Origin of the sequence: Bacillus sp. MYb209, from assembly GCF_002975175.1 — a bacterium.
In the GTDB taxonomy this organism is placed as follows: Bacteria; Bacillota; Bacilli; order Bacillales; family Bacillaceae_G; genus Bacillus_A.
Map to the genome: position 1 here is coordinate 217,070 of NZ_PCNZ01000004.1, position 13,376 is coordinate 230,445.

At 35.7% G+C, this 13,376-nt stretch carries 12 protein-coding genes and 1 pseudogene; 1 reads left to right on the plus strand and 12 read right to left on the minus strand.

What is annotated here, in order from left to right; genetic code table 11:
• Positions 1 to 4: 4 nt before the first annotated feature.
• The gene (locus tag CQZ94_RS10280; RefSeq protein WP_105585319.1) at positions 5 to 418 is read right to left on the minus strand and encodes an NUDIX hydrolase; all 414 of its coding nucleotides are present in this window, start codon (positions 416 to 418) and stop codon (positions 5 to 7) included.
• 141 nt (positions 419 to 559) lie between these two features.
• Between CQZ94_RS10280 and CQZ94_RS10285 the strand changes: the two genes are divergently transcribed.
• Positions 560 to 760: a DUF3903 domain-containing protein gene (locus tag CQZ94_RS10285; RefSeq protein ID WP_070144415.1), complete on the plus strand. Its 201-nt coding sequence runs from the start codon at positions 560 to 562 to the stop codon at positions 758 to 760.
• A gap of 320 nt (positions 761 to 1,080) precedes the next feature.
• Here CQZ94_RS10285 and CQZ94_RS10290 read toward each other — a convergent pair whose 3' ends face one another.
• The 11 genes and pseudogenes from CQZ94_RS10290 to tkt form a co-directional block, all read right to left on the minus strand.
• A complete protein-coding gene (locus CQZ94_RS10290; protein WP_002160876.1) occupies positions 1,081 to 1,836 on the minus strand; it encodes a sulfite exporter TauE/SafE family protein in 756 nt (251 codons plus the stop codon).
• A gap of 108 nt (positions 1,837 to 1,944) precedes the next feature.
• Entirely contained in the window at positions 1,945 to 2,091 is a 147-nt protein-coding gene (locus CQZ94_RS10295) for a BC1881 family protein (RefSeq protein WP_002146257.1), read from the minus strand.
• Between the two features lie 170 nt (positions 2,092 to 2,261).
• Complete coding sequence (locus CQZ94_RS10300; protein ID WP_105585320.1) at positions 2,262 to 3,986, minus strand: S-layer homology domain-containing protein; 1,725 nt, start codon at positions 3,984 to 3,986, stop codon at positions 2,262 to 2,264.
• Positions 3,987 to 4,207: 221 nt separating this feature from the next.
• Entirely contained in the window at positions 4,208 to 4,777 is a 570-nt protein-coding gene (locus tag CQZ94_RS10305; RefSeq protein WP_105585321.1) for a hypothetical protein, read from the minus strand.
• 23 nt (positions 4,778 to 4,800) lie between these two features.
• Positions 4,801 to 5,835 carry an NERD domain-containing protein gene (locus CQZ94_RS10310; protein WP_105585322.1) on the minus strand — a complete coding sequence of 345 codons (1,035 nt, stop codon included), beginning with the start codon at positions 5,833 to 5,835 and terminating at the stop codon, positions 4,801 to 4,803.
• Positions 5,836 to 6,054: 219 nt separating this feature from the next.
• Positions 6,055 to 6,574, minus strand: a pseudogene (locus CQZ94_RS10315) (SH3 domain-containing protein); the annotation flags it as partial.
• Between the two features lie 166 nt (positions 6,575 to 6,740).
• On the minus strand, positions 6,741 to 8,504 hold the full coding sequence (locus CQZ94_RS10320; protein ID WP_105585323.1) for an ABC transporter ATP-binding protein: 1,764 nt from the start codon (positions 8,502 to 8,504) through the stop codon (positions 6,741 to 6,743).
• Entirely contained in the window at positions 8,504 to 10,255 is a 1,752-nt protein-coding gene (locus CQZ94_RS10325; protein ID WP_105585324.1) for an ABC transporter transmembrane domain-containing protein, read from the minus strand. Before CQZ94_RS10325 ends, CQZ94_RS10320 begins: the two co-directional genes overlap by 1 nt.
• A 124-nt stretch (positions 10,256 to 10,379) precedes the next feature.
• Complete coding sequence (locus CQZ94_RS10330) at positions 10,380 to 10,601, minus strand: YneF family protein (RefSeq protein WP_001132292.1); 222 nt, start codon at positions 10,599 to 10,601, stop codon at positions 10,380 to 10,382.
• A gap of 78 nt (positions 10,602 to 10,679) precedes the next feature.
• Complete coding sequence (gene sirA / locus CQZ94_RS10335) at positions 10,680 to 11,120, minus strand: sporulation inhibitor of replication protein SirA (RefSeq protein ID WP_002146251.1); 441 nt, start codon at positions 11,118 to 11,120, stop codon at positions 10,680 to 10,682.
• A gap of 156 nt (positions 11,121 to 11,276) precedes the next feature.
• Positions 11,277 to 13,277: a transketolase gene (tkt, locus tag CQZ94_RS10340; protein ID WP_105585325.1), complete on the minus strand. Its 2,001-nt coding sequence runs from the start codon at positions 13,275 to 13,277 to the stop codon at positions 11,277 to 11,279.
• Between the last annotated feature and the right edge of the window lie 99 nt (positions 13,278 to 13,376).

Genomic DNA, 13,376 nt, shown 5'->3' on the forward strand with positions numbered 1-13,376 from the left:
GTGTTTAAACACTTTCTTTTTTATTTATATATTTATATAATAGATCATAATCTTCTGGAAACGATAAAGATAATTCTTTCACTTCATCTATTCCTTTCCAATCTATTTCATGTATTAACTCATCGGGGTCTTGTATTTTCATGTTACCGCCTATTAACTTTACAATATAGTAATGCACATGAACTGGTACCCCATATGTTATCCCTTTCTTTTCACATAGTTTTTCTATAATTTCCACTTCATAACCCGTTTCTTCCCATACTTCACGAACACAACACTCTTCAAGTATTTCTCCCTCTTCTTGTCCCCCGCTTGGCACAGACCATCTTTTCTCTTCATCTACTTTTCCTTGTAGTACCATTAAAAATTCATTCTTTTCATTCATACATATAGCTGCCGTCCCAATCCATCTTTTCATCCTATCTCCCCCCATATTAAATTTCGATCTTTCTTTATATTTATCCTTGAAAAAAGAGGAAAAAAGTAAAACGATGACGAAAGATTACATCAACTTCATGAGCAGTCCCTTCTTAGAAATTCAATATGGAAGGATGAAAATATGATTTCTAAATATGTTGTGGAGTGTGTCTTTTGTGAAGAAAATCGAAAACCTCGGCAAGCCATTGTCACAGTGCCCGCCACTTCTCAGCTACTGGCAATTCAAAAGGTAAGAGCTGAGTGCAAACGCCGCTTCGGAAAAACTTTATTATTGCAAACAGAAATTAAAGAAGAATTACTTATTGAACAAAAAGAAAGCTGACCATAAATTGGCCAGCTTTCTTATCCGATCATATTTTCACATGAAGATTAGGGGCATCCTCTTTAAGGATCGGGATTTTCCCATTATGTGCGTTCCATAATGGTCATCGAACAATATATTTCTATACAATAAACTATTGAATAGAATAGGGCAAAACTTGTTCGCATTTTTAGAAAAGGGATAGGGATATAATTCAAGTAATACTTCGAATACTCGAACTTTACACTCATTATATTAAAGCAAATCCTTTTATATGGGAAATATGAATTACTTACATAATTCATTCGTAAAATATATTAATACGTTTCTATATATTCTCTTTAATCTACTAACAACATACATCCAGCTAATATTGGTGTCATAATCATCGAAAACCTTAGAAGCATGCGAGGTGCATAATTTGTAAACTTAGCTCCTATATATGCGCCTAACATTGTCCCGATTAAAACTTGTACTAATAATACATAATCTAAATACCCTTCCGAACTATATCCAAGCCCACCTCCAATTGCGATTGGTAATATAACGAGCATTGTCGTCCCTACAGATTGACGGATCGTTAAACCTAATAGAACCATTAACCCGAGTTGGATAAAGGGTGCTGAACCAATCCCAAACGAACCAGCTAAAATTCCAGTAACCAGTCCGAGACATATACATTTAATCAAGTTATCTTTCGTAAGTTCTTTTCCCTCTTTTAAAGACGACTGCTCCCTGTTTTGGAACATAATCAATCGAATAAACATAAAAATTGCAGATAAAAATAACATACCCGCTGTAAACCAGTGCAGAAGATGCGCTGGTATTAGCGAACCAAACTTTGAACCAATAAAGGAACCAATTGCTCCAAATCCCCCAACAATCCCACCTATTACAAACACAACATTCCCTTCTCGGTAATGACTTACTACTCCAGATAATGTTGTAAATGCCATAGCAGTTAAAGATGTTGCAAGCGCAACATGAATAGGGATATGGAATACTAGAGTGAGTATGGCGATGATAAATCCTGCTCCTCCGGCTCCGACAAAACCTAATAAAACTCCCATTAATAACATTGTTATAATAATTGCCACATACTCCCCCTCCAATACCCCAATTATCTATCATATGCACACTTCTATACAAACAAAAAGCACCCTAAACGGATGCTTTTACTACTTTTCTATATTGATAATATGTACTTAATCTTGATTAATCAAAATTACAGCTGGTCCAGAGACAACAACTCCGGCCACCTCTATCTTTTCAAATTCCTTCACTGTAATAGATATAACCCCTTCTCTTTCCATCAATTCCTTACTCAGGACATCAGTCGGTATCGCTTTCACCGTCTTACCTCCTTTTCATTTTATACAAAATTATAAAAAACTACCCAATGCATCTAAATATATGCATCACCTCCGCTTTCATTCCTTATTCCAGTCAAAATTCACAGCCCCTTTCTATAACATATTGAAAAATAAAAAAGCACTCGCTAAAGCGAATGCCTTTCTATTATTTACTTCTCTATTACTTTTAACATTCTATTAATAAATGCTGCCGATTCTCCACGTGTTGCAGAACCTTTCGGCATAAACTCATTGTTCTCATTTCCTTTTACAATTCCAAGTCCATAAACACGTTGGACAGCTTGTTTATCATACGCTAAATTTTGATCCGTAAATGGTAATTGAACTAAATTACCCTTAATATTTTTGTATTGTAACGCTCGATCAATCATAATGACAGCTTCATCACGTTTAATCGTATCATTCGGTGCAAATAGGTCATTCCCTCGTCCACTTATAATTCCAGCACTAGCTGCACGATTAATACCATCTACTAGCGATGGATGTGCTGTGTTTAAATCTTTGAAATTCGATTTCCCCTCAGGTAATTGTAATGATCTTGAAACTAAATTCGCAAATTCTCCGCGTGTTACAAGACGCTCAGGCCAATAAGAACCTTTTCCATCTCCAACCATAATACCTCTTTTATCTAATTCACGAATATCCGCTTCGTACCAACCACCTGTAATATCATCTTTATGATTTGCATCATAATAAGCTTTTGTTCCCTGTAAGAATGGCTCCCATTCATTATTCTTTATCATAATAGCCGGACAATTCTTCCCGCTCCAAAATTGATGTTTTTTCACATTTTCTAAAGGTATATTTAATTCTCCCATTAAATAAGCCGCTAATTTGCGAGCATTTTCCACAGCTTTTTTATAATCACCATCTTGGTTGACAGCTATTTCAATAGCAATTGATTCTCTATTACCAGTTCCTTCTGCTCCATCTCCAGCATGCCAACCACTTTCATTTAATGGTAGATGTTGATAAATTTCTTTATCATCTACTGTAAAATGCCAAGATGCTGAACGATCAGTCGTTCCTGTTGCTTGGCTGTATAAATATTGCGCATGGTTTCTAGCATTTGCTCCAACACTATAATTATCCGTCTCATGAATTGTAATGTATTTTGGTTTCATCGCATAACCTGGACGAATATTTTCATTTCCTGTTGGTACAATCATTTCCTTTAATGGTACACCGTAAATATCCGTTGTTTTCTCTGCTGATGGTGCTGCATACATAACCGCTTCACGTTTCGTACGCGTTGGGGTTGTACTTTGAATAAGAGATGCTTTTGTACCCTCAAATTTTGCTGAAGGTGAATAGATCCATTTCACCTCATTATCTATTTGGACTTGGAACCACTCTCCAGCTTGTCCAATTGCAATAATTGTTTGCGGCTGTAATACTTTCTCTTCTTTATATGAATTGAATGGTGCGGAATATGTAGCTGTTTCTTCATTAATTACTAACTGTTCATTTGATAAGTGATAAATTTCCTTAACCTCTACGTTTCCTTCACTATTTTGTATCCACCCAGCTCCAGATGATGTTTCAACATAGTAAGCGTTTCCTTTTCGTTTCTCAGCTTTCACTACTTGATTTGAAATCTGAACACCTGTCGCTTTTTGTAAATCAGCAGAATCATATAAAGGTGCTGAACTTATTATATGTACAAGAAAATCTCCTTGCGCTTCATTTGTTATTCCTTTGTCCTCTCCACGCCCATCTTCATCTTTCATATGGGTTTCAATACTTTTTAAAGCTTGCTCGTCAGTTGAAATTGTTACGGTCTTTTCTACTGTGTCAGCATAGGAAGAAGTTGGAATCGTTACCATACTAAATACAATTGATGCAGCTAAAACATTATAAAATCCTTTTTTCATAATAATTATTTAACACGCTTATATCGAAATTCGTGTTAACTTCCCTCCCTAATCTAAAAAATTTAATACTATCTAGTAAACTTCTAAACTAAATAGCCATTTACAATATAACAAACTCTACCCCATTCGTATAGATAGGAATGACTACTATTTGCCTACTTTTTCTATATTGGAATATAGAAAAGAAGCTATAAAAGGTATAGCTTCTTCCTCTCACTATTTCAATCTCGTTGCACCTTATATTCTATAACCCTACCATCTCTATCAAATTGCAAAACAAGACATTCACTATCTATAGGAATGAAACCACGTTCATTCCCAAGATAGTACAAAGTGGTAATTCCCTCTTCCAAACTTCTTGTTTCTGTAGGGGCCCCTAATAATTTTGTAATTTCCTCGTTTGATTTCCCTATTAATTTATGTTCTTGCATTAGGTCATCTACCATATGTACCCGTTTATCTTCAAACTTTAACCATCGCTCTTGATTAAAGTTTGAAGTGTATTCATTTATACCTAATTGTACGGTGCACACTATCAATAGTATAAGACCCACCACCATTACAGTGAACAGTTGTTTCTTATCTTTATTACGTCTTGCCGAAACATGTAATATAGACTTTTGAATAATAACTAATAAAATAAAAGGCATTACTACCACAAAAATACTCATTACACTCAATGGCACATGAACCATATCAATAATAAAAATAAACACAATGTACATTAATATATACAAACAAAAATAAGCGTACAACATTCCCCACAATATAGCGCTTTTACCTTTCTCCATCCAAATAACACCTACTTTATTTTTCACTTCATAACATAATTCATCTGACCAATCATATCTCTAATCTTTTGTAGTTCTTGTGCTGTATATATTACTTTACCTGTTAAAATTTCATTTCTGAAAAACGCTACAATTTGCTCTCTATCTTTTAATCTCGGCAATTTTTCATTAGAAAGATCGATAACTTCTTTTCCACTCTCATTTTCAAAATATACAACAGGTTTTACTTTTTCCTTTACAATATCTACTTGCACTTCTTCCAAATAATCATATACAGTTTGAGCTAATTTTTTCGCTTTATATGCTGGATTCACTTCATTTCTTACTTGCAAAGTTAATGAAGTTCCATCCGTAATAAATTCAAACGTCTCTTCTTTTTCACTTTCATGTTGATACTTACCAATTTCCTCAATCATAAATGAATATATACCAGCATTTTTTCTCGTTAAACCATGAATTAATGTCCCCGTCCATTCTTTCGTCTCAAGTAAATAAATGCCAGTTTTACATAAGGTGAGGTGCTGGATTCGATTATCATTTATGCCACGTTTATCTCTATATTTATTACTTCTCACAAAAACGTTTGGTATAATATGAAACTCTTCTTCTAGTATTATTCCTTGCTCAACGAAACCTCGCTTCATATAATGTAATGTTTCATGTGCATTCACTTCAGCACCATTTTTGGCATATTCTCGTAAATCCGCAATTAAATTTTGAAACATATGTATTTCATTACTATGCTTATCTTGCATTTCACTACGTTCTTTACTATGTTGAACAGCCAATTGATTTTTCATCATACGCATATTTTCAAGTTCTCTAGCTGTATTCACTTGTAAATCGTTATATTTTTTCTGTTCCATATTCTTTAAAGTACTTTGTTGTTCTTTATGCTCTGTAATCGTAGCTGCAATTTCACTTTCATACGTTTCAATCGCTTGTTTCTTTTCAAATTCCACTTGCTGACTTTCTGATTCTAACTGTTTATTTTTATAAAACAGTACAAACACTGCAGCTAATAATATTAAAATTCCACCTATTAGCACATACTCCATATTTTTTCTCCTTTATTTCACGTCCAATTATTTTTATAAATATATCGATTATATTATACTATGCTTTTAATATCCACTTTGTAAAAATTATATTTTTTTTATAAAAAGGCATCTCAAGTAAGATGCCTTTTTATAGTAAAACTGCTGGTAAAAAACAATTGGTATTGGTCAATTGTCCAATAATCAGTGTGGACAATCCTCATCAATTAAAGTTTTACTTTATTGCACACCATATTGAATATAACTTGAATCATAGTATACCCATTGATTTGTCCCTAAGCAAAGCCATCCATCTTGCTTACTCCATACTCGATATGATTCACCATGATGTAACTGTCTTATAACATTCCCGTTTAATGATGGAGCGTCTCGCAAATTCACATTATCGCCAGTAATAGTTGCCACATAATGTTTATACTGAATATAACTTGAATCATTATATACCCACTGATTTGTCCCTAAACAGAGCCATCCATCTTGTTCTCCCCAAACTTCATATGATTCGCCACGATTCAATTGGCGAATTACACTAGACTGTAAAGATGGTCCACTTCGTAAATTTACATTATCTCCATTAATTACAGCAACTCCGTATACTGGTGTTGCATTATTAGGCGTGGAAATATTACCTCCACCACTTGCTCCATTTCCTTGTAAAGCTTCTAATGAAACAGCTGCTGATATCACAATTCCCTACTCCTGAAATTTGACCAGAATCTGTGTACTGCCACGCTGTCCATCCACATGTACAACTTCAGTTAGAGGACACGACGTTTATGCTATAGTAATAAAGTTCTAATATATTCATTTTGTCGAGATGTTTAAGAAAAAAGTGAAATTGAAACTACACCGTCCACCAGAAACTCCATTAATACACTTTTAACACCTCAAAAAAGGCCTTGTAATTACAAGGCCTTTTGCAAACTCCCTTTATTTTGTAGTAAGTACATATTATAGTAAAGTCCTTGTTTACTAAGCAACTCTTGATGTGTTCCTCTTTCTATGATTTCCCCTTCATGCATAACAAATATTTGATCCGCATCTTGGATTGTAGACAATCTGTGTGCAATCGCTATCGTTGTTCTACCTTTTCGCATTTGCTGCAATGCCGTTTGGATAGCCTCCTCTGTTTCTGTATCAATATTTGCCGTCGCTTCATCTAACACTAATACTTTCGGATTAGTTGCTATCGTTCTAGCAAAAGCAATTAATTGCCTTTGACCACTAGAAAACGCAGCTCCTCTTTCGACTACTTCTGTATCATATTTCTCTGGTAATTTTTCAATAAACGTATTCGCTTGTACAAATCGCGCTGCTTCTTCTATCTCTTCATCCGTTATCTCTTCATTATACATACGAATGTTTTGCTTTACATTTCCAGCAAATAAAAATGCATCTTGCAGCACAAGACCAATTTTCTTTCGAATTTCTTTTTCTTCAAACTTCTCTAAACCCACTCCGTCTATTACAATATTACCTGATTTAATATTGTAAAATCTCATTAATAAATTCATAATTGTACTCTTACCACTACCAGTGTGTCCAACGAAAGCAACCGTTTGCCCTGGCTTTACGTGAAAAGATACATTTTTTAAAACGTCACGCTTTCCATCATATGAAAAAGTAACATCTTTAAACTGAATTTCCCCGTTAACTACTCGTGGATTTTCACTCCCCATTTGAACAGGAGCTAAATCTTTATCATCCATTAAATGAAATACACGCGATGATGAAACGAGCGCTTGTTGGAAGAAAGATAGTTTCATCATCATCTCGTTTACCGGCTGGAAGAAACGATGAATATAGTTAACGAAAGCATATAAAACCCCTACTTCAACAGGACTCTTTAAAGCGTCAATTCCAAATAAACCAAGAACTAACGCAATTGCTACAATATGAACAAGGTCTGTTGCTGGACGTAAAAGTAATGCATCTAATTTCAATGTACGACGTCCAGCACTATAATGCTTGTTGTTCACTTCTTCAAACTCTTTTCTCATCCGCTTTTCTTGCCGGAACACTTGAACAATATTCATCCCTTGAATGGACTCATTTAACTTTGCATTTAATACACTCAGTTGATTACGTACCTCTAAATAAAAAGCTGCACTTTTCCGGCGATACAGTACCATAATCGCAAACATAATTGGAATTAATATGAGAGAAAATAGCGCTAATTTTACATCTAGTAAAAACATCGCTACTAAAATCCCCACTAAAAAGACTACATTTTTCACGAATGTTGATAGTACACTAACATAAAAATCCTTAATCGCTTCCGTATCATTCGTTATACGAGATACGAGCATACCAATCGGCGTACGATCAAAGAAACTTAATGATAACTTTTGAACATGTTCATACACTTCAACACGCATATCTTGAACAATCTTAAAAGCAATATTTTGAAAGTACAATAAATTCAAATACGTAAATAATACTTTTAATAAGTGAGCAATTATGTACACAACAAATAAAGTAACTAGCGCTGATTGTTCGAAATTACGTGGTACCAAGTGTTCATCTAGAAATTGTTTAATTAAGAAGGGCCCCATCATTTCAGTTACAGTTGCGCCAACTAGAAATATAAATGCTAACGATAATAAACCTTTATATGGCTTCATATAGGAAAGCAATCTCCCTAAATCGCTCTGCTTTTTCTCAGCCATCATACGCCTCCTTTCTCAACTAACGCCTCTAACTGCTGGCTTTCGTACATGTCTTTATACCAACCGTGTTCTTTCATTAGTTGCTCATGTGTCCCTCGCTGCACAACCGTTCCTTCATCAACAACAAGAATAAGATTTGCATGCTGAATCGCACTTAAACGGTGCGCAGTAATAATCGTTGTTTTCTCTGCTCTTTCTCGTTTCAGTGCAGTTAAAATTGTTTCTTCTGTTTTTGCATCTACAGCTGACAAACAATCGTCTAAAATTAAAATTTCAGCATTTGTTAATAACGCACGCGCAATGGAAATCCGCTGTTTTTGTCCTCCAGATAGTGAAACTCCTCTTTCACCTACTACCGTGTCATATCCTTCTGGAAATTGAATAATATCATTATGAATACAAGCAATCTCAGCAGCACGGGTAATTTCTTTATATGTAGCATCCGCCTTTCCAAAAGCAATATTCTCCCCAATACTCGCTGAAAATAAAAAATGATCTTGCGGTACGTATGAAATTGCAGAGCGCACACCATGAAGTGTTAAATCTCGAATATCTCGCTCACCAACTTTTAATTCACCATTAAAATGGTCATACTCGCGAATTAAACATTTTAACAACGTCGTCTTCCCTGCACCGGTACGTCCTACAATTCCTAACGTTTCACCTTTTCTTAAATTAAAATAAATATCTTTTAAGTTTAAGAGTTCATTTTTCTTATAAGAAAACGAATCAACAGCGAATGAAACATCACCACTTACTATAGTATCTATAGCATGTTCCCTATTCACTACTTCCGAAGTTTGTGAAAGTATTTTCTCCACACGATCATATGAAGCACGTCCACGCTCCATAATATTAAACAGCCATCCAAAAGCTAACATTGGCCACGCAAGAGTCCCTAAGTATGTTGTAAATGTAACTAATTCACCTATAGTTAATTCTCCCCGTACAACTAATAGTGATCCGTAACAAACTGCGATTAAAAATGAAAACCCGACAATAAGAGCAATCGTTGGATCGAATAACGAGTCAATACGTGCAACTAACATATTTTTATGTACAACATCTTCCGATTTCTTCCGAAATGCTTGTAAATCTTCTTTCTCTTGCCCAAGCGAGCGAATTACCTTCATCCCACTCATACTTTCTTGTACTTTATCATTGATTTCAGAAAACGCTTGCTGCGCTTTATGAAATCTTCTATGCAATAAAGTTCCATAATAATTTGTAGAAATCGCTACAATTGGCATCGGAATTAAACTTAACAACGTTAACTTCCAGCTAATTGTAAATCCCATCGCTACGAGTACACACCCTCCAACAGCTAATGAATCAACGAGTGTTAAAACACCTGACCCAGCAGTTTGCTGAATCGCCTGAATATCATTGGTCGCATGTGCCATCAAATCGCCCGTACGACGTGATTGATAAAAGGATGGGCTCATCTTTGTGAAATGTTCATATAAATTCTTTCGTAATTGACGGGCTAGTTTTAAAGAAGATCCAAAAATCGTAATACGCCATAAGTAACGTAATATGTACATCGTAATCCCTACAGCTACTAACAGAATGACCCATTTCAACAATTTTTCAGACGTTAATGTTCCATTATTAATTTCGTCTACTACAATCCCAATTACTTTTGGCGCTACAAGTTCAAGGAGCGCGACACCAAATAACATAATAATTCCGATTATGTATGCCCGTTTTTCTTGTTTAAAAAACCAAGCTAAATTAAAAAACACTTTCATATTTATCCTCCTCCCTTAAAATGAGCGATATTTTCAGTGTAACAAAAATACAGAATTTTTAAAAGTTTTAAATATCTTTTGTACCCAAAAGAAAAGGGCACTCGGTAAGAGTGCCCTTTGGCGCTTATTTTGTTTGTTGCTTGTTCATCGCGCTCATCATTTGATTGATTTTCTTTTGGGAAGGTTTTTGCCCCATTTGCATCATCATCATTTTTAGCATTTGTTCGTTAATTGGTGGATTTTTTTGTAAGTAATTCATCATGTATTTGCGGGCAATGAAAAATCCTAAAGCCACGCCTGCTACTAGTGCTACTACGCCCACTAGAATACCTAACCACATTGGCATATCTTTTCCTCCTTCATGTTGTCTACCTTACAGTGTACTAAAACCTTTTCAATAAGACAAGATACTATTCGACATTTTTTATACATATGTTCGTACTTGTTTGAGAGGATTTAACCAGCCGTACTTTTTATTTTCATAATCCATCGCGAAAAATGTTAACTCACACTTTCTAAGCACCTCAAAGAAAGTTGTTTCCATGGATACATTTCCAGAAGTATTCATTCGAATATATTGTGGTTTCACCATTATTTCACCATATTCCGCTCCTGTATAAAGCGTATGAGTATGATTTGTTCTTTCATATTTGCCAAGAACACGCAAAGCTTGTTCTAATTTATGATGAATTTTCATTACTTGTATTGGCATCGTAATATATATCATTTGCTTATATAACACTTTCTTTTCCGAAAGGGACCCAGATTCTGAAAATCGAGCAAATAAATCAAAAAACAAATATTCACGACCAAAGTAAGCTTTCGCAATATCTTCTTGAATTAAATACAATTCATACGTTTTCATTTTTCCCCTCCCGATCTGGACAATCTTTTCTCTACATTATATAAAAGAAAATTTGCAATGATTGTCTGACTATGGAGAGAGAAAAAACTTTTTCTGTCGAAAAAACTCAATTACATAGAAAAATCTCCCCATGCTGGAGAGATTTTACTAAAATCATTAAAGCATTTCTTTTACTTTACGAACAACGTTCTCTACAGTAAATCCATACTCTTCCATAATCTTCTCACCAGGAGCAGAAGCACCGAATGTATCGATACCTAGTACATCACCGTCAAGACCTACGTAACGGTGCCATCCGAATGTAGCACCCATTTCAATTGCGAAACGTTTCGTTACTGCTTTTGGTAATACAGATTCTTTGTACTCAGCAGTTTGAGCTTCAAAGCGATCCATAGATGGCATGCTGACAACAGCTGCGTCAACGCCGTCTACTGCTAATGCTTTTTGTGCTTCAACAGCTAGACTCACTTCAGATCCAGTTGCAAGTAGGATTACATCAGCTGTTTCTTTCTTACTTGGAGAAACTACATATGCACCTTTTGCTACTTTTTCATAAGTATCGTCTTTTGCACCTTCTAATGTTGGAAGATCTTGACGAGTTAAAACTAATGCAGTCGGTGTTTTTGTAGATTCTAAAGCTAATCTCCAAGCTGCAACAGATTCGTTACCGTCAGCAGGACGAATAACAGATACATTTGGCATTGCACGAAGCGCTGCTAATTGCTCAACTGGTTCATGTGTTGGGCCATCTTCACCAACAGCGATACTGTCGTGTGTAAATACATACGTTACAGGCAATTGCATTAATGCTGCAAGACGAATTGCTGGACGTAAGTAATCAGAGAATACGAAGAACGTACCACCGTAAGTTTTTAAACCGCCATGAAGTGCGATACCGTTCATTGCTGCACCCATTGCAAACTCACGTACACCGTACCAAATGTTTTTACCGCTGTAATCAGCTCTTGTAAAGTCTTTTTCGTTATTCATGTATGTTTTATTAGAACCAGCAAGGTCCGCAGATCCACCAAAGAATGATGGTACAGACTCTGAAATAGCATTAATTACAGCACCTGAAGAATTACGTGTTGCTGCTTTTGATCCTAATTCATAAGTTGGTAAGCTTTGTTCCCAACCTTCTGGAAGAAGACCGTTCATTGCTACTTGCAGTTCGTTTGCTAATTCTGGATATGCTTGTGCATATTCACCGAGCATCGTGTTCCATGCAGCTTGCGTCGTTTCACCAACATCTTGTACTGTTTTACGGAAGTTTTCATATACTTCTTCTGCTACATGGAAGTCTTGTTCAGCATTCCAAGCATATGCTTCTTTTGTTAATTTTGTTTCGTCTACACCAAGTGGAGAACCATGTGAAGCTGATTTCCCTGATTTGTTTGGAGAACCGAAACCAATTGTCGTTCTTACTTCAATTAGCGTTGGGCGTTTTTCGTCAGCTTTCGCTTCTTCAATTGCTTTTGCAATTGCTTCAATATCGTTTCCATCCTCAACACGGATTACTTGCCAGCCGTATGCTGTATAACGATCTTCTACACTTTCAGAGAATGAACGATTTAAATCGCCATCTAATGAAATGTCATTAGAATCGTATAACACTACAAGACGACCTAATCCTAAGTGTGCAGCTAATGAAGATGCTTCAGCAGAAACGCCTTCCATTAAATCGCCATCACCACAAATAGCGTATGTAAAATGATCCACTACATTGTACGCATCACGATTATACTTTGCTGCTAAATGTCTTTCAGCCATCGCCATACCAACAGCTGTTGCAATACCTTGTCCAAGTGGACCAGTTGTTGAGTCTACACCTGCTGTGTGACCATACTCAGGATGTCCTGGAGTTTTGCTTCCCCATTGACGGAAGTTCTTTAAATCATCCATTGTTAAGTCATAACCAGATAGATGAAGTAGGCTGTATAGTAACATTGAGCCATGACCTGCAGATAATACGAAACGATCGCGGTTAAACCACGTTGGGTTATTTGGATTGTGTTTCATAAATTGAGTCCATAATGTATAAGCCATTGGTGCTGCACCCATTGGCATTCCTGGATGACCAGAGTTTGCTTTTTCAATCGCATCAATGGATAATGTGCGAATCGTGTTGATAGAAAGTTGTTCGATTGAATGTGACATGCTATTCTTCCCTTCGCGTATGTTAGTAAACGTTTTATACATTTATATGATAGCTTCCCACGCAAGATTATACAACATGTATCGACAAATATGTTGATG